This window comes from Grimontia kaedaensis, from assembly GCF_023746615.1.
Lineage (GTDB): Bacteria > Pseudomonadota > Gammaproteobacteria > Enterobacterales > Vibrionaceae > Enterovibrio > Enterovibrio kaedaensis.
In genome coordinates this window covers 2,991,837-3,009,953 of the sequence record NZ_CP082275.1, presented here as the reverse complement: position 1 = coordinate 3,009,953, position 18,117 = coordinate 2,991,837, and the positions used below count along the sequence as shown (strand labels likewise).

16 protein-coding genes are annotated in these 18,117 nt (G+C 49.0%); 10 read left to right on the top strand and 6 right to left on the bottom strand.

What is annotated here, in order from left to right; translation table 11 throughout:
• Window positions 1-238: 238 nt before the first annotated feature.
• From ppk2 to K6Q96_RS13675, 3 genes are all read right to left on the bottom strand, one after another.
• Window positions 239-1,063 carry a polyphosphate kinase 2 gene (gene ppk2, locus K6Q96_RS13685; protein WP_251876452.1) on the bottom strand — a complete coding sequence of 275 codons (825 nt, stop codon included), beginning with the start codon at window positions 1,061-1,063 and terminating at the stop codon, window positions 239-241.
• 86 nt (window positions 1,064-1,149) lie between these two features.
• Complete coding sequence (locus K6Q96_RS13680) at window positions 1,150-1,884, bottom strand: copper homeostasis protein CutC (protein WP_251876451.1); 735 nt, start codon at window positions 1,882-1,884, stop codon at window positions 1,150-1,152.
• 543 nt (window positions 1,885-2,427) lie between these two features.
• Entirely contained in the window at window positions 2,428-3,030 is a 603-nt protein-coding gene (locus K6Q96_RS13675; RefSeq protein WP_062660567.1) for a peroxiredoxin C, read from the bottom strand.
• Window positions 3,031-3,159: 129 nt separating this feature from the next.
• Here K6Q96_RS13675 and K6Q96_RS13670 point away from each other — a divergent pair, with 129 nt between their 5' ends.
• The 3 genes from K6Q96_RS13670 to aceA all read left to right on the top strand — a co-directional run bounded on the left by K6Q96_RS13670 (window position 3,160) and on the right by aceA (window position 7,707).
• Window positions 3,160-4,056, top strand: a complete 897-nt coding sequence (locus tag K6Q96_RS13670; RefSeq protein WP_046304055.1) for a hydrogen peroxide-inducible genes activator — start codon at window positions 3,160-3,162, stop codon at window positions 4,054-4,056.
• A gap of 696 nt (window positions 4,057-4,752) precedes the next feature.
• Window positions 4,753-6,360 (top strand): malate synthase A, encoded by a 1,608-nt coding sequence (gene aceB / locus K6Q96_RS13665; RefSeq protein ID WP_251876450.1) that lies wholly within the window; start codon window positions 4,753-4,755, stop codon window positions 6,358-6,360.
• A gap of 42 nt (window positions 6,361-6,402) precedes the next feature.
• Window positions 6,403-7,707 (top strand): isocitrate lyase, encoded by a 1,305-nt coding sequence (aceA, locus tag K6Q96_RS13660; protein ID WP_062660569.1) that lies wholly within the window; start codon window positions 6,403-6,405, stop codon window positions 7,705-7,707.
• A gap of 173 nt (window positions 7,708-7,880) precedes the next feature.
• Here the strand turns inward: aceA and K6Q96_RS13655 are convergent, their stop codons facing one another.
• A complete protein-coding gene (locus K6Q96_RS13655) occupies window positions 7,881-8,477 on the bottom strand; it encodes an acyl carrier protein phosphodiesterase (RefSeq protein WP_434802149.1) in 597 nt (198 codons plus the stop codon).
• Window positions 8,478-8,510: 33 nt separating this feature from the next.
• Window positions 8,511-8,828 carry a CBS domain-containing protein gene (locus tag K6Q96_RS13650; RefSeq protein ID WP_251876448.1) on the bottom strand — a complete coding sequence of 106 codons (318 nt, stop codon included), beginning with the start codon at window positions 8,826-8,828 and terminating at the stop codon, window positions 8,511-8,513.
• Between the two features lie 272 nt (window positions 8,829-9,100).
• On the opposite strand from K6Q96_RS13650, the gene K6Q96_RS13645 reads away from it, so the two are divergent.
• The 7 genes from K6Q96_RS13645 to secF all read left to right on the top strand — a co-directional run bounded on the left by K6Q96_RS13645 (window position 9,101) and on the right by secF (window position 17,008).
• The gene (locus K6Q96_RS13645) at window positions 9,101-10,078 is read left to right on the top strand and encodes a serine protease (RefSeq protein ID WP_251876447.1); all 978 of its coding nucleotides are present in this window, start codon (window positions 9,101-9,103) and stop codon (window positions 10,076-10,078) included.
• Between the two features lie 145 nt (window positions 10,079-10,223).
• Window positions 10,224-11,315 (top strand): S1 family peptidase, encoded by a 1,092-nt coding sequence (locus K6Q96_RS13640; RefSeq protein WP_251876446.1) that lies wholly within the window; start codon window positions 10,224-10,226, stop codon window positions 11,313-11,315.
• A 107-nt stretch (window positions 11,316-11,422) separates the two neighbouring features.
• A complete protein-coding gene (queA, locus tag K6Q96_RS13635) occupies window positions 11,423-12,478 on the top strand; it encodes a tRNA preQ1(34) S-adenosylmethionine ribosyltransferase-isomerase QueA (RefSeq protein WP_251876445.1) in 1,056 nt (351 codons plus the stop codon).
• A 148-nt stretch (window positions 12,479-12,626) separates the two neighbouring features.
• Entirely contained in the window at window positions 12,627-13,754 is a 1,128-nt protein-coding gene (gene tgt / locus K6Q96_RS13630; protein WP_062660575.1) for a tRNA guanosine(34) transglycosylase Tgt, read from the top strand.
• A gap of 81 nt (window positions 13,755-13,835) precedes the next feature.
• Complete coding sequence (gene yajC, locus K6Q96_RS13625; protein ID WP_251876444.1) at window positions 13,836-14,165, top strand: preprotein translocase subunit YajC; 330 nt, start codon at window positions 13,836-13,838, stop codon at window positions 14,163-14,165.
• Window positions 14,166-14,191: 26 nt separating this feature from the next.
• Window positions 14,192-16,045 carry a protein translocase subunit SecD gene (gene secD / locus K6Q96_RS13620; RefSeq protein WP_251876443.1) on the top strand — a complete coding sequence of 618 codons (1,854 nt, stop codon included), beginning with the start codon at window positions 14,192-14,194 and terminating at the stop codon, window positions 16,043-16,045.
• Window positions 16,046-16,057: 12 nt separating this feature from the next.
• Complete coding sequence (secF, locus tag K6Q96_RS13615) at window positions 16,058-17,008, top strand: protein translocase subunit SecF (protein WP_251876442.1); 951 nt, start codon at window positions 16,058-16,060, stop codon at window positions 17,006-17,008.
• A gap of 173 nt (window positions 17,009-17,181) precedes the next feature.
• Here secF and suhB read toward each other — a convergent pair whose 3' ends face one another.
• Window positions 17,182-17,985, bottom strand: a complete 804-nt coding sequence (suhB, locus tag K6Q96_RS13610) for an inositol-1-monophosphatase (protein WP_002536929.1) — start codon at window positions 17,983-17,985, stop codon at window positions 17,182-17,184.
• Between the last annotated feature and the right edge of the window lie 132 nt (window positions 17,986-18,117).

Genomic DNA, 18,117 nt, shown 5'->3' with positions numbered 1-18,117 from the left:
GGGGCGGAATATATAGAGGGAAATACCGGGTGAGTGAGCGAGAAAATCTGATATTTGAAGCAGTCCCTCAATTCAGAATCGTGAACTGGCAGTAAATGCACAGTAGTGACATTTTTATGGCGTAATTACAGTGGCTTACGAAGTTTTGACGCTGTCTGGAAAGGTAGTCTTTAAGGTGTATTTTCAAGACAAAAAGCGCAGCTTTTATCAGCTGCGCTTTTTGGGTGTGGTGATCGGCTTATCGCTCTTCGGTGACATCCGGTACAAAGCTTTGGCTTTCCAGCGGCACACGCACATAGCCTTCTTTGTTGATCTCCGGCAGATCGATGGTGTCATAGCTGATGGCTTCATACGGAATGCTGGAAAGCAGGTGGGAAATGCAGTTCAGGCGCGCCCGCTTTTTGTTGTCGGCTTCCACCACCCACCATGGAGATTCTTTGGTGTCTGTGTAGGCGAACATCTTGTCTTTCGCTTCACTGTATTCTTTCCAGCGGCTTCGGGATTCCAAATCCATCGGGCTGAACTTCCAGCGCTTCATCGGGGTGTTGATACGTTCACTGAAACGCTTTTCCTGCACTTCATCGGAAACTGAGAACCAGTATTTCAGCAGGATAATGCCGGAGCGTTGCAGCATACGCTCGAACTCGGGGCAGGTGCGCATGAACTCGTCGTATTGCTCGTCGCTACAAAAGCCCATCACGCGTTCAACACCTGCGCGGTTGTACCAGCTTCGGTCAAACAGGACGATTTCGCCCGCAGCAGGGAGATGCGAAACGTAGCGTTGGAAATACCATTGGGTGCGTTCGCGCTCGGTGGGTTTATCCAGCGCGACAATGCGGCAAACACGTGGGTTAAGCTTTTCGGTAATGCGCTTTATTACACCGCCTTTACCGGCAGCATCACGCCCTTCGAAGACGACGACCACTTTCAGGCCTTTGAGTTTGACCCATTCCTGAAGTTTGACGAGTTCCGTCTGTAGCTCAGCGAGTTTGTTCTCATAGGCTTCGTTGCTGAGTTTCCCTTTCTTCTTTTTCGTTGGCTTGTCTTGTTCTTCGCTCGCCATTTGCCACGTCCTTTTCCTCGGGTTGTCCTGCCACCCTAAAAAAGAAAGGAGGATCATTTCAATCCCCCGTTCGGAAAAGTGCGAGTTTAGCGAGTTAGCGCTGCGAGTGTGGCTTTGATTGTCTCAGGATTGGTGACTGTGATGGCAAAGTCATCACCGTTGCCCATGGTGGCGTTTTCGTTTTTAAAGGCCATATGAGATTGGCGGGTGGTTTTGCCGGAAAGGTGAATTTCGGTAACGCCTGTGGCATCGACAATGCGCTTGGCATTATCTGGCGAAACGCCTGCACCTGGCATGATAGATAGGCGACCTTGGGTAAGGGCAGCCATCTCTTTCAGCATTTCAATGCCGTCTTCCGCGCGTTTGGCAAGGCCGGAGGTGAGGATGCGTTCTACCTTGTGCGCCATCAGAAATTCCAGTGCATCAAACGGGGCTGAGCAGTGGTCAATCGCACGGTGGAAAGTAATGCCCATGCCCGAGGCCGCTTTGATCATGTCGCCGACAATCGTCTCATCGATTTTTCCGTCAGCCTGCAGCGCACCGATCACCACGCCGTTAAGGCCTGCCTGTTTCGCGGTGTGAATGTCTTCAAGCATGATTTCTACATCTTCGCCCGAATAAAGGAAGTCGCCTTCACGGGGACGAATAATGCCGTAAACCGGAATACCCGCCACACGCGCCGCCGCTTTCATGTAACCCGCACTGGCGGTCAGGCCACCTGTTGCCAGCGAACTGCATAGCTCAATACGCTTTGCGCCCGCACGCTCTGCGATAGGAAGAGATTCAATACTATCAATGCACACTTCAACCAAAACAGACATACAACACTCCTTGGAATTTGAGCTTTCATCATCAATGAGTTGCTTTCGGAATAGAAGATGGGGGCGTGTAAAAGTTTGGTAAAAGTTGGGAAGAGAAAGGGAAGAGCAGGAAGAGCAGGGCCTAGGATCCTAGGTCCTAGGAAGAGCAAGAGCTAGAAAGTGCAGAGATGAGATTTGAGATAAAAGAAAAAGTAGGAAAGCAAAGATATAGATTAGAGTAATGCGAGAAAATGCGCTGTGTTTGGGCGTGTCCGGAAATCAATTTAATGACCGAGAGTCCGCTGTACCTAGGACTTTGTCTCCTAGGATCCAGGACCTATTAAGTTCGCATTTCCTGGGACCTTGTTCCCTAGGATCTAGGACCTAAATAGTCCCTTTGGAATGCTGAAGTGCGGGCTTAACCAAGAGGCGAATAAATCCGAGATTTGCCGGGGCTCAAATACAAAAAGGGCCCGGTGGTCCGGGCCTCATTTTATTTGTATCGCTGACTTTGGCTTTACGCTTGCGCGTTAGGGGGACACTGCGCGAGCAGTTAGCCAAATATTACAGGTCGTCAGAGTGCTCAGACAGGAACGCAGCAACACCTTTAGGAGATGCGTCCATACCTGCTTTGCCTTCTTCCCATTGTGCTGGGCAAACTTCACCGTTCTTCTGGTGGAAGTTCAGTGCGTCAACCATGCGCAGCATTTCGTCGATGTTACGGCCCAGTGGCAGGTCGTTAACAACTTGGTGACGTACCAGACCGTCTTCGTCGATCAGGAAAGAACCACGGAAAGCAACGCCTGCTTCTGGGTGCTCTACGTCGTATGCTTTACAGATTTCGTGCTTAACGTCTGCAACCAGTGGGTATTTAACCTGGCCGATACCGCCGTCTTCAACAGCAGTGTTACGCCATGCGTTGTGAGAAAACTGAGAGTCGATAGAAACGCCGATTACTTCAACGCCTTTCTCTTGGAAGTCAGCGTGACGCTTGTCGAAAGCGATCAGCTCAGAAGGACATACGAAAGTGAAGTCCAGTGGGTAGAAGAAAAGAACCGCTTTCTTACCTTTGGTGAATTCTTTCAGGTTGAAGTTTTCTACGATTTCACCATTGCCCAGTACTGCTGCTGCAGTGAAGTCTGGGGCTTGACGGCCTACTAGTACCATTTCTCAGCTCCTAAAATGTCTAATTTTCAGGCATTGATGCCTTGATTCATCTATGAACGGGACAAACTATAATGGAACTGCTAGATTGAAAAAAGTGAATTAAATAGATTAACGTAATCGGAAAAATCGATGACTAAATTCCCTTCTCTCAAACAACTCCACTACTTGGTCACACTGTATGAGACGCGCCATTTCGGTGAGGCGGCCAAACAGTGTTTCGTCAGTCAGTCTACACTAAGTTCCGGTATTCAAAACCTTGAAGATCTGATTGGTTCTCAGCTTATTGAGCGCGATAACAAAACTCTGGTATTTTCGGCGATTGGTGAAGATGTTGTGTCTCGAAGTCGGGAAATCTTGGCACGTAGTCAAGATTTAATGGAGCTGACACAAGTGAGTGAAAGCCCGATGCAGGGCAAGTTGCGTGTGGGCTGCATTCCTACTATCGCTCCTTTCCTTCTCTGTGACTTGGTGCAGGCAGTGAACCAGCGTTTTCCCGAGCTTGATTTGCTGCTTCGTGAAGACACCACTGCAAATCTTCTCATGGCGCTGAAAAGCGGCGAGATGGATGTGCTGATTCTGGCTCTACCTGTCGAGATCGGCGGCATGCAAAGCCGTATCGTGGGGAAAGACTCGTTTAAGATGGTGCTAAACAGTGCCCAGGCGCAAGGGATCCCTGTTCCTATCCACTATTCTGACTTGCCGGATGAATCGGTATTTCTGTTGGAGCGTGAGCATTGCCTGACGGACCACGCAGTCTCGGCCTGTCAGCTGACAAGCACTGAAAAAATTAACCCTTTTACCGCCACTAGTCTTCATACTCTGGTGCAGATGGTAGCGAATGGCCTCGGCACGACGTTCATTCCTCAAATGGCGATTAATCATGGGCTCATTGAGAATCTCGATTTGGTGGTGATGGAACCACCAGGGCGGGAGGCTTACCGTGAAATTGGGCTGGTCTGGCGTCCTACTTCGAGCCGCAAACCCACCTTTGAAGCGCTTGCTGATCTGGTTGAAACTCTCCTTTAAGCACCGTTTTGGTACTCAAATCCGGGGAAGTTCCATTGTTAACATATGTGCATCAGTGCATAAAACGATGAAATTTCCTCTAGTTTTTCAAGATTCTTTAGCTCTCATTAGGTTTTGAAATAACTTTGGTGAATTGTGCTGATTTTTAAATTGTTAGCGGAATTATACTCCATTTACACTTTAGTAACTCCCCTGCATTTCTGAAATTAAATTCTGTCGGTATCCCTACATATTTTTCGTCAATTATTAAGCACTTAAGTTGAACGACTGTTAGCAGGTTTAAAAAGAACTTAATGTTAACCTTTTGTTATAGAAAGAATTTCTGCAAAAACCAATATTGACTGCTACGTTTAAAACAGGTGGGTTCAATATTCAACAGGTTGACTCTAAAAGTAATTTAATTTCGTAAGTGATTACAAAAATCGCACTAAGGGATGAGAAAGTCACAAACGGAAGAACAATCTGAGAATCGTTTTAATTTAGTGTTTTGAGTTAAAACTCTATATTTCATAAATGGTTGATTTTAATGTATTTAAATGATTTAAGACTTAAGTCTACACCCTTCGTTAATGTTGACGGGCGAAAATAAATACGCCAGTTTAGAAGGGTGTTTCGGCGATAAGAAAGCAATCGAAGCAGTAAGGGATTAATTGATATTGTTGTGATTTAGTTACAAATGGAAATGGAGGGCGTTTTATGGAACCACAAGCACAACAAGCTTTAAAGGAATTGTCGTTTGTTCCGCCGATCACTGAGATGGAATCTGATGTACTAACTGATGAAGCGCTCTCGTTCATCCTAAAACTCGCCACCCGCTTTGCGCACCGTGTACCAGAACTACTGGAAGCCCGAGAAGCACGTCAGGCGCAATTCGATGCGGGTGCCACTCCTGACTTTCTGCCTGACACGGCGGAAATCCGAAACGGTGATTGGCGCATTCGCGGTATTCCTGAAGATCTGCAAGACCGCCGCCTGGAAATTACCGGCCCGCCAGAGCGAAAAATGGTAATTAATGCCCTGAATGCAAACGTAAAAGTGTTCATGGCGGACTTTGAAGATTCATTCTCGCCAGTTTGGGGCCCTGTACTGCAAGGTCAGCGCAACCTGACCGACGCGATTAATCGCACCATTTCTTACAACAACCCGGCGACAGGCAAACACTACGCCCTCGGCGATGACCCATCAGTGCTGATTTGCCGTGTTCGTGGTCTTCACCTGAAAGAAAAGCACGTGCTACTGAACGGTACGCCCATTCCAGGTGCGCTGTTGGACTTTGGTCTGTATTTCTTCCGCAATCATAAAACCTTGCTGGAAAACGGCTCTGGCCCATATTTCTACCTGCCAAAACTGCAAGCGCATCAAGAAGCTGCATGGTGGAACGACGTGTTCTGCTTTGCGGAAGATGAGTTCAATCTTTCCCGCGGCACCATTAAGGCAACCGTGCTTATCGAAACGCTGCCAGCTGTGTTCGAGATGGATGAAATCCTGCACGCGCTGAAAGACCATATTGTGGCGCTGAACTGCGGCCGTTGGGACTATATCTTCAGCTATATCAAAACATTCCGTAATCACCCAGACCGCGTATTGCCGGATCGACAGGTGGTGACGATGGAAAAACCCTTCCTGAACGCCTATTCGCGTCTTCTGGTTAAAACCTGTCACCACCGTGGTGCGATGGCAATGGGTGGCATGGCGGCGTTCATTCCGTCAAAAGACCCAGAAAAGAACGCTTGGGTTCTGGACAAGATCAATGCAGACAAATCGCTGGAAGCCAATAACGGTCACGATGGTACCTGGGTGGCTCACCCTGGTCTGGCAGACACGGCGAAAGCGGTATTCGATGCAGCGCTCGGCGAGCGCAAAAACCAACTCGATGTCATGCGCGAGCAAGACGCACCTATCACAGCTAAAGAGCTCACAGAGCCGTGTGAAGGTGACCGCACCGAGGAAGGCATGCGACACAACATTCGCGTGGCGGTGCAATACATCGAAGCTTGGATTTCGGGGAATGGATGTGTGCCTATCTATGGCCTGATGGAAGATGCGGCGACGGCGGAAATCTCCCGCGCTTCTATTTGGCAATGGATTAAACATGAAAAACCGCTCAGTAACGGCAAGACCGTAACCGCCGATTTCTTCCGCGCCTGTTTGGCTGAAGAGATGGTGGTGCTGAAGCAGGAACTAGGGGAAACCGTATTCAACGGCGGGAAATACCAGCAGGCGGCCAGTTTGATGGAGCAGCTGACCACCAGTGATGAGCTGGCAGATTTCTTGACGTTATCTGGATACGAATTGCTGGACTAACCACTGATTTTACAAACTTGAACATTGAGAGAGGGAAGCACAATGACTCTGACAAGACAGCAGCAAATTGAAGCATTGGAAAAAGACTGGGCTGAAAATCCGCGTTGGAAGAACGTGAAACGTACTTACACGGCGGAAGAAGTGGTTGCCCTGCGTGGTTCATTCGTACCGGAGCAGACCATTGCCCAGCGCGGTGCTGACAAGCTATGGGAACTGGTTAACGGCAGCGCGAAGAAAGGCTACGTGAACTGTCTTGGTGCACTGACCGGTGGTCAGGCGGTCCAGCAAGCAAAAGCGGGTATTGAGGCGATTTATCTGTCTGGTTGGCAGGTGGCTGCGGATAACAACACCGCATCTTCTATGTACCCTGACCAATCACTGTACCCGGTAGATTCTGTACCTGCAGTGGTTAAGCGTATTAACAACTCTTTCCGTCGTGCTGACCAAATCCAGTGGTCTAAAGGTGGCACACCGGAAGAAGGTACCGATTACTTCCTGCCAATCGTTGCTGATGCAGAAGCAGGCTTCGGTGGTGTTCTGAATGCTTACGAGCTGATGCGTTCTATGATTGAAGCGGGTGCAGCGGGTGTTCACTTTGAAGACCAGCTGGCATCTGTGAAGAAATGTGGTCACATGGGTGGTAAGGTGCTGGTTCCTACCCAAGAAGCCGTTCAAAAACTGGTTGCAGCACGTCTTGCTGCCGACGTTGCAGGCACCACCACCCTTGTGATTGCGCGTACTGATGCGAACGCTGCAGACCTGCTGACATCTGATTGTGACCCTTACGATAAAGACTTCATCGAAGGCGAGCGTACTTCAGAAGGTTTCTACAAGGTTCGTGCAGGTATCGATCAGGCGATTTCTCGTGGTCTGGCTTACGCACCCTATGCTGACCTTATCTGGTGTGAAACGGCAACGCCTGATCTGGAAGAAGCGCGTCAGTTTGCTGAAGCTATTCATGCTCAGTACCCAGATCAACTGCTGGCTTACAACTGTTCGCCATCGTTCAACTGGGAGAAAAACCTGGATGCGCCAACCATTGCGAAGTTCCAGCAGGCGCTGTCAGACATGGGCTACAAGTACCAGTTCATCACTCTCGCGGGTATCCACAACATGTGGTACAACATGTTCGATCTGGCGCATGCTTATGCGCAAGGTGAAGGCATGCGCCACTACGTGGAGAAAGTACAGCGTCCTGAGTTTGAAGCAGCTGAGCGTGGCTACACCTTCGTTGCTCACCAGCAGGAAGTGGGTACCGGTTACTTCGATAAGATGACCAACACTATCCAAGGCGGTAACTCTTCTGTAACAGCTCTGACAGGTTCTACCGAAGAAGACCAGTTCTAAAGCGTTATCCCAATCGGGCTGATAAACCAGCCATATCTATCGGCCCGATTGCCTTTATAACATGCAATAAACCTAGCTGTTCAAGAGCCGTCAGAGCTCCAATATCCACGCTTTGAGCGACCTTCGGGTCGCTTTTTTTGTGTATCGGAATTGAACTTACTGGCGGGGCGCGGTTAAGTCTGGTGGTGAAAATCGCGAGCAGCGCTGAGCACATCTCTATATACAGAGGGAAAGGCATCCAACAATACTTGTCGATGAGCGACTAAGGTCTCTGCAGTTTCAGCCAGCGGTCCCATCCGAGGGCTTCTGGCTGACATTCGCTTTAAAGCAAAGGGTAGGGTGTTGATGTCCTCGTAAGAAGGGATCCAGCCTTCCCGCCACATTTTATCTGAGAGAAAAAGATACCTTTCCGGCAGCGGATTGGGTTCTTGCTGAGTCGCTGTGCGGCAGTCTGTTTCGGCGCGGGCGACAAACTCATCGAAGCGGACGTCATTGAAGGCATCCCAATGATGGACGAGTGCATGATCCCAGAACATATCGAGGGCGATGGCACTGAAGCGGTAAAGGTGTTTGGGAAATAGCGCACGGCAGGGCTTGATAGCCTCATGACTGTCGATGAAGCGATCCACAAACCTGTGAAGATAGATGGCTTTAGTGGTTTCTGGCAGAAACTTTCCGTCGGGCTTCCCGCGAACAAAATCTGCCATCAGGTTTCCCATCAACTGGCTGTTGCAATGTTTGGCAATGTGTAAATGCGCCAGATAATTCACGCGCCCTCTGGATCTTTCCTTCAAACGGAAGGCTTAGCCTATCTTAAGTGGCACGTGTTTGTCGCTATCTGTGATAATACCGACCAGTCTGTCGTCCTCAACGACAGGCAAGCAGCCGATCTTTCGTTTCTGCATATATAATGCAGCCTCTTTGAGCCCAGCACATGGTGAGACCGTATATAAAGAACGCTTGAGAAATCGGGACAGAGGCGCTTGCATCGGCTCGTTTTCACCTACCGCTTTTTCCAGGCTGGATGTCTGGGCGGCAAGGACATCACGCTGTGTCACCAGACCTTCAAGCTTTCCGGAAGCACTGACAATAGGAACGTGGCGAATACGGAGAGAATCCATCAGGCACTTTGCGTCAGATATCTTATCCTTAGAAGAGAGGGTGATGGGGTCGAACTCATCATGTCATTTACGGTAAACATTCTGCCTCCAGAAAGACATAATAAAAGTAAGGCTATACTCCGGATGTAGCTAGAAAGGCAGGGATTTTAGGTGACGACATTCAAACTTCCATCCGGAAATTCTGAATGACGCCAAGGTTGTTTCAAGCAGTAGCAACGCACCGTGGCGCAACAGCGCCAAACAACACTTTTTTGTTTATAGGGGCGATAATAATGCGCATGAAACTCATAGCGATATTATTACTTTTTTTCTCTTTTCAGGGGCTCGCTGCAGAGCCGTCTCCTAATGTGGTGGGGGGGAGTGATGCTTCCATCAATGATGCCCCCTGGCAGGCATTTCTGAGAATAGGGAGTAACTTTTGTGGTGGGGTGGTGATTTCTTCCCGCTGGATTTTGACTGCGGCACATTGCCTTGACACTGCCGATGACGATGACCCTTTTTCTCTGGCATCAGCCAACTCTGTCTCGGTCTACACGGGAACAGCGGAAATTAACGGGGCAAATTTTTCCAGCTTTCAATCTTCCGTCGACTCTATTTATACCAACAGCAGTTACAACAAAGATACGCTGCAAAACGATATTGCCTTGGTAAAACTTTCCTCCGATGTCCATCCTAATGCTTCAACCGTGGTGTTGCCCAATGACACGGTACAAGCTGCCGTCGATGCGACGGGGAACCTCAATAACAATGATATGCAGCTAACTGGCTGGGGTTACACCGACACGGGGCGGAGCCAATCGACCAATACACTTCAGAAAGCGACGCTTTCTGCATTGAGTGATGCCACCTGTGCATCACAATGGGGGACAACGCTAACCAATGTCTCTGACTATCAATCCAAATATTTTTGTGCTCAGGCAAGTGGTGTTGGCGCCTGTAACGGTGACTCCGGAGGCCCACTGATTTGGTATGACCCCTCACGCGCTGGCGATGCTGATGGCGGCGCAACCCTAATAGGCTTAGTGAGCTTCGGTGTGGCTTCGCAGTGTGCGTCCCCGACGGTTCCAGACGTTTTTACCCAGGTTGCCAGCTATACAGATTGGGTTTCTGATTGTCAGAGTGGAAGCTGTGCGAGCCAGTCTTCCGTAGTTATGGAAAGTAACGGGGGAGGTGGTTCTCTGGGGATTCTGTTTATCTTATCGCTGGTTTTGTCACGCTTGATATTTGGGCATTATCACCGTGTTCAATAATGACACAGGCTATATTTTGTTTCTTTGCTGAGATTTTTTTGTAAAAGTCCGAGCAATTGTTGAAGATTTCACCGCAGTTATTGTCTTTCATTCTTTTCCCGATAACCTCAATTTCATAAGAAATCACTCATGGATGAGGTTGTTTATGAAACGACTGATGTTGGCTGGTGTTGTATCATTTTGTAGTTTATCTGCTTATTCAGCTTCCGTGCTCGCAGAATCTAAAGCACCGAGGATTATCAATGGCGACTACGCATCAATTGAAGCAACGCCTTGGCAAGCATTCCTTACTATTGGAAATCGGTTCCAAGGATCTTATTCCTGCGGTGGTATCATTATTTCCGACAACTATGTATTAACCGCTGCGCATTGTGTTGATGGTTTCAGGGCAGGTGACATTAAGATTTTTGCAGGCTTTGAAAGTAGAGAATATTCTGGCGTTGGTATCTCGGCCTCTGCCGTCACAATGCACCCAGACTACGAAGACTTCCAGTTTACTGCTGATATAGCCCTTGTAAAGTTAGCCTCAGCTTTACCTTCTACCGTTAAACCAATAAGACTTCTTTCGCCGACAGAGCAATCGGAAATGGACACAGAGTTTAATGGTGCGGCTAGTCAGAATCTTTATGTTTCAGGTTGGGGGTCGACCAGTACTAACGGTGATGCTAGTCAGTATTTACGGAAAACGTACTTGAATGGTGTGAGAGACCTTTCATGCAGCTGGGTGAATCAGTTTGGTTATGATCAAAACTTAGCTGATGCTTATGTCTGTGCTAATGAGACTTTCACTACCGGTATTTGTTCTGGAGACTCTGGTGGCCCTCTAGTGTGGCAAAACAAGAATAATGCTGGCGATGCTGACATGGGGTATCGTGCGGTAGGTATCGTGAGTTTTTCGAGTGCGTTTTTTGGTTGTGGCAGCCCATCAGCAGAAGATGGTTTTTCACAGATCAGTACTTACTACGACTGGATAAACCAGAACATGGATGGTGGCTACACTGAACCCACCCCGACGTTCACGCAAGACATTTTTGATCAAAGCGTCAACTATAATCCTGTTGGTAACCCACCAATTGTTCCTGTTTATCCGGGAAGTGGAGAAGATTCTGACGGTGGTGAAGAAGATGTAACCCCGCCTCCAACCCCACCAATAAGTGGCAGTGGTGGAGGCGGCTCTTTCGCTTGGCTATCACTGCTCTCATTGGGGCTTCTGATTTTCCGCCGCCGACTGTCATAACTCTTCACAATTTGCCCGCTTGGATTGTAGCGGGCAAGCCCCATCCTGCTTGATATTGTAGCACAGCGGCCTATACTAGCGGGCTGCTGTAGAATGGGGCTTTTTCGATGCAAGTATCCGATTTTCATTTTGACCTTCCAGACTCGCTGATCGCGCGTTATCCGCAGGCTGATCGTACTGCGAGTCGTTTGCTGCAACTGAACGGCAATTCCGGCGAGCTGAGTCATAAGCAATTTACTGACATCCTTGATCTTGTTGAGCCAGGTGACCTGATGGTGTTCAACAATACCCGGGTAATCCCTGCGCGCGTTTATGGCCGCAAAGCGTCCGGTGGCAAGATTGAGGTGCTGGTGGAGCGTATGCTGGATGAAAAGTCGATCCTTGCACATGTTCGTGCTTCCAAGCCGCCTAAGCCGGGGACACAGTTGTTCCTGGGTGAAAATGACGAGTTTGAAGCAGAAATGGTTGCCCGTCATGATGCGCTTTTTGAAATTCACTTCAGCGGCGAGCAAGCTGTACTTGATATCTTAAATCAGGTTGGTCACATGCCGTTGCCGCCTTACATCGATCGTCCTGATGAAGAGTCGGACAAAGAGCGTTACCAAACGGTTTATAACGAAAAGCCGGGTGCAGTCGCTGCGCCGACAGCAGGTCTGCACTTTGACGAAAACATCCTCGCTGCACTCAAGAAGAAAGGCGTAGAAACGGCATTTGTGACCCTTCACGTTGGCGCGGGTACTTTCCAGCCAGTGCGTGTTGATGACATCAATGATCACGTGATGCATTCCGAATATGCTGAAGTGCCGCAAGAAGTGGTGGATGCAGTTCTGGCAACCAAAGCGCGCGGAAACCGCGTGATTGCAGTTGGTACAACATCGGTCCGTTCACTGGAAAGTGCGGCTCAGTATTCAAAGAATGAAGGCACTGAACTGAAGCCTTTCTTCAACGACACCCAGATTTTCATCTATCCGGGTTACGAATGGCAGCTGGTGGACGCATTGGTGACTAACTTCCACTTGCCGGAATCGACTTTGATCATGCTGGTGTCTTCTTTTGCAGGTTATGAGCATGTGATGAATGCCTATCAAGAAGCCGTGAACAATGAATATCGTTTCTTCAGTTACGGAGATGCGATGTTTGTCACCCGCCAGACTGAGGTATAATCAGACGCTGGCTTTTACACCGCATCGCCTTTGGGGATGAGGTGACTCCAAATTCAACTGGCTGTCAGCAGATTTGCGACAGCCAGTTTTGTCTCTGTGCGACAGGCACATTAGCGCCAGACTGTTTCTCTGGCATTTCGGAGGTATCGTGAAATACGAACTGATTAAGAAAGAAGGCCGCGCGCGTCGTGGTCGTCTGGTTTTTGAACGCGGCACTGTAGAAACCCCGGCATTTATGCCAGTGGGTACTTACGGCACCGTAAAAGGGATGACACCGGAAGAAGTGGCTGATACCGGCGCACAAATTCTTCTGGGTAACACCTTCCACCTATGGCTGCGCCCTGGTCAGGAAATCATGCGTGCCCACGGTGACTTGCACGATTTCATGAACTGGCAGGGTCCTATCCTGACCGATTCAGGCGGTTTCCAGGTATTCAGCCTGGGTGCAATGCGTAAAATCACCGAAGAAGGTGTTCATTTCCGCAACCCTGTCAACGGCGACAAAATTTTCATGGACGCAGAGAAGTCGATGGAAATCCAATACGATCTGGGTTCTGACATCGTAATGATCTTCGACGAGTGTACGCCTTACCCGGCGACACACGAAGAAGCGAAGAAATCGATGGAAATGAGCCTGCGTTGGGCACAACGTAGCCGTAATCATTTCGACAAAATGGGCAACAAAAATGCACTATTTGGCATCGTTCAAGGGTCTGTCTATGAAGACCTGCGTGATGTGTCAGTAGAAGGTCTGACCAACATTGGTTTTGATGGTTATGCGGTCGGTGGTCTGGCGGTGGGTGAGCCAAAAGAAGACATGCATCGCGTTCTGGAACATACCTGTCCAAAACTGCCGGAAGATAAGCCACGTTACCTGATGGGTGTAGGTAAACCGGAAGATTTGGTGGAAGGTGTTCGCCGTGGTATCGACATGTTTGACTGTGTCATGCCAACGCGTAACGCGCGTAATGGGCACCTGTTTGTGACCGGCGGTGTGATCAAGATCCGTAATGCGAAGCATAAAAGTGACACAACTGCACTGGATCCAGAGTGCGACTGTTACACTTGCCGCAACTACAGCAAGGCATATCTGCATCATCTTGATCGCTGTAACGAAATTCTGGGCGCACGTCTCAACACCATCCACAACCTGCGTTACTACCAGCGCCTGATGGAGAGTTTGCGTAACGCTATTGACGAAGGTAGATTAGAGACCTTTGTTAAGGAATTCTACGAACGCCGTGGCCGTGAAGTGCCACCGCTGAAAGAAGACTAAGAATTCTCGCCTCGCCAAAAGAGTGCTTTTGGTGAGGCGAAAATCTAGAAAATGTTCATATTGATACGAGGACGTTACTGAATGTTTATTTCTCAAGCTCATGCAGCAGCAGAAGGCGCACCACAAGGCGGCGGTATGCAGCTATTTATCATGCTTGGCCTGTTTGCCGTTATTTTCTACTTCATGATTTACCGTCCACAGGCGAAACGTGTGAAAGAGCACAAGAACCTGATGGCATCAATGGGCAAGGGCGATGAAGTTCTGACCGGTGGCGGCCTGGTGGGTAAAATTACTAAGATTGCTGATGACAACGACTTCATCGTTATCGCACTGAGTGACAACAACGAAGTGACCATCAAAAAGGATTTTGTGACTGCAGTTTTGCCAAAAGGCACCATTCAGTCGCTGTAACCCCATAGCCATAAAGGATCCTAGCAGTGCTAAACCGTTATCCTTTGTGGAAGTACATTATGGTGGTGTTGGTCATTTTTGTCGGCGCCCTCTATGCACTTCCCAATATCTACGGTGAAGATCCAGCGGTTCAAATCACCGGGGCGCGTGGCGCCTCGGTTGATCTCTCCACACTGGACACCGTCAAATCTTCCCTCGAAAAAGATAAAATCTCTTATAAATCCATTGCGCTAGAAAACGGCACTGTACTGGTTCGTTTCTCCGACACTGATAATCAGATTGAAGCTCGTGACGTCTTAAACGGCGAACTTAAAGATGATGGTCTGATTGTTGCGCTTAACCTTGCTCCTGCAACGCCTGATTGGCTGGAAGCAATTGGTGCTAACCCAATGAAACTGGGTCTGGACCTCCGTGGTGGTGTGCATTTCCTTATGGAAGTGGACATGGACGCGGCAATGGAAAAACTCCTCACCCAGCAGGAAGACACCTTCCGTACTGAACTTCGTGAAGCCAAAATCCGCTATCGTGGTATCCGCGTCGGTGGTGATGAGAATATCGAAGTCATGCTGCGTAACGAAGCGGACATGGACGCTGCAGAAAGTGAACTCGCAAGACTGCACCCAGATATGGTGTTCAGCACCGATAGTGCCCGTTTTGCTGTTTCTGCGAAATTCACTGAGGAACGTCTTCAGGAAATCCGTAACTACGCCGTTGAGCAGAACATTACAATCCTGCGTAACCGTGTGAATGAACTGGGTGTTGCAGAACCACTGGTACAACGTCAGGGCGCAAGCCGTATCGTAGTTGAGTTACCGGGTGTTCAAGACACTGCACGTGCAAAAGAAATCCTGGGTGCAACAGCAACCCTGGAATTCCGTGAAGTTGATGACAGCGCCGATCCGGTTGCTGCGGCTGCTGGCCGTGTTCCTCCGGGCAGCGAAATCAAATACACCCGTGACGGTCGTCCGGTTGTGCTTAAAAAACGTGTGATTCTGGGCGGTTCAAGCATCACTGATGCGAGCTCGAGCTTCGACGAATACAGCCGTCCGCAGGTGAACATCTCGCTCGATAGCGACGGCGGCAGCAAAATGGCAGCGTTCAGTAAGAACAATGTTGGCAAGCTGATGGCGACGGTATTTGCGGAATATAAAGATAGCGGTAAGCGTGATGAAAACGGCAAGATTATCCTTTCCAAACATGAGGAAGTGATCAACCAAGCGACGATTCAGACTGCGCTTGGCCGTAACTTCCGTATCACGGGTATCGACTCTCAAGCTGAAGCACATAACCTCGCACTGCTGCTACGCGCAGGTGCTCTGATTGCACCAATCTCTATCGTTGAAGAGCGCACCATTGGTCCATCAATGGGTCAACAGAACATTGATATGGGTATTAAAGCCTGTATCTGGGGTCTGCTGGCGGTGATGTTGTTTACGCTGGTTTACTACCGTCGATTCGGTCTTTTTGCGAACTGTGCGCTGGCGGTGAACATCATCCTGATTATTGGTGTGATGTCGATGATTCCAGGGGCGACAATGACCTTGCCGGGTATCGCAGGTATCGTACTGACAGTGGGTATGGCGGTTGACGCCAACGTACTTATCTTTGAACGAATCCGGGAAGAACTCAATGAGGGGCGCAACCCTCAACAAGCGATCCACCAAGGTTATGCGAATGCATTCAGCACCATTGCCGATGCGAACATCACCACTCTAATCACGGCAATCATTCTGTTTGCTGTGGGTACAGGCGCGGTGAAAGGCTTCGCTGTGACACTGTCGATCGGTATTCTGACTTCAATGTTTACTGCAATTATCGGTACCCGTTGCCTGGTTAACCTGGTTTACGGCGGTAAGCGCATTAACAAGCTGTCGATTTAAGGAGGCATTAAGATGTTTCAACTATTAAGGCCTGACTTTAGTATCGACTTCATGCGTTGGTCGAAGCCGGCATTTTTCTTGTCGGTTGTCATGATTGCTGCTTCTATTTTCAGCCTGTCTACTAAATGGCTGAACTGGGGTTTGGACTTCACCGGCGGTACGCTGATTGAAGTGGGTTTTGAGCAACCAGCAAACTTGCCGCTGATTCGTGAGTCACTGGCATCAAAAGGCTTTGGTGATGCGGTCGTTCAGAACTTTGGTACTGCACGTGACGTGATGGTTCGCCTTCGCCCACGCGAAGATGCGCAGGGTGAATTACTGGGTAACCAGATTCTGGATGCCATTAAAGAAGGTACGGGTCAGGCAGTAGAAATGCGCCGTATCGAGTTCGTTGGCCCGAACGTGGGTGACGAACTGACAGAAGCAGGTGGTCTGGCGATACTGGTATCGCTGATCTGTATTCTGTTGTATGTTTCTTTGCGATTCGAATGGCGCCTGGCTGCGGGTGCGGTTGTTTCTCTCGCACACGACGTGATTATCACGCTGGGTATCTTTTCGTTCCTGCAGATTGAAGTCGACCTGACCATCGTCGCAGCATTGTTGACCGTTGTCGGTTACTCACTCAACGATACCATCGTTGTATACGACCGTATTCGTGAGAACTTCCGCAAGATGCGTAAAGGTGATGCGGATGAGGTCGTTAATGCTTCAGTGTCCCAGACTCTTAGCCGTACATTGATAACATCTGGTACGACGTTGTTTGTAGTTATCGCGCTGTTCCTTCAAGGCGGTGCCATGATCCACGGCTTTGCGACTGCATTGCTGATTGGTATCACTATCGGTACTTACTCGTCTATCTACGTCGCTTCTGCGATGGCGCTCAAATTGGGTATTACCCGCGAGCACCTGCTTCCACCACCACCGGTGGAAAAAGAAGGCGAAGAATTCGACAGTATGCCTTAACGAAAAACGGAGCCGATTGGCTCCGTTTTTTTATTAAAAGTCCTAGGGCCTAGGAAAAGCAGATCCTAGGAAGAGCAATACCACTAGATATATGGTTCTAACAGCTTAAACTGCGCAGTCAACAAACAAAAACGGCGTCCCAAGGGACGCCGTTTTATTGATTCTAACGAATCTTATTTTTTCATCGCTTCGTTCGCGTTGTCGCGAATTTTCGCCAAAATACCTTTCAGTACTTTCGGGTTTGCGGTCACGATGTTGCCTGACTGAACGTAGTCAGTACCGCCAGCGAAGTCAGTACAAATGGCACCAGCTTCACGGGCAATCAGTTCACCGGCAGCGATATCCCAAGGTTTCAGGCCCAGTTCGAAGAAACCATCTACGCGGCCAGCGGCTACATAACACAGGTCAAGAGCAGCAGAACCAGTGCGGCGGAAGTCGGCACAGTCTACAAACAGTGCGCTAACAACTTTGATGAAGCCTTCTGAGTGTTGCTTTGCTTTGAACGGGAAGCCAGTTGCCAGAACGGTACCGTTCAGATCTTTTGCAACGCCTACACGGATACGCTTGCTGTTCAGCTGCGCACCTGCGCCACGCTGAGCAGAGAAAAGCTCGTTACGGATTGGATCGTAAACACACGCCACTTCAGTACGGCCTTTAATGCGCAGAGCAATAGACACAGAGAAGTGCGGGAAGTTTTTAACGAAGTTAGTGGTGCCATCCAGTGGGTCGATGATCCATTGGTAATCAGTGTCTTTACCTGCAACCACACCGGCTTCTTCAGTCACGATGTTGTGTTCAGGGTAAGACTTCTTGATTACGTCGATAATGATTTGCTCAGCGGCTTTGTCGATGTTGGTGACAAAGTCATTAGAACCTTTCTGAGTCGTTTCAACGTTATCAGAGTTCTCAGCAGATTTAGCGATAAAGTCGCCTGCCTTTCGCGCTGCGCGAATGGCAATATTTAGCATAGGATGCATACGAATTTCCCAACGGATGTTAAAGAACGGAAAGCGGCGGCGAGTATATCAGAGCTGAACCAAAAGGGAAGCGGTTATTTTTTGTTCACTCGTCTCCTATGACTGGCTGTAAAAAGGGTAAAACAAAAGCTG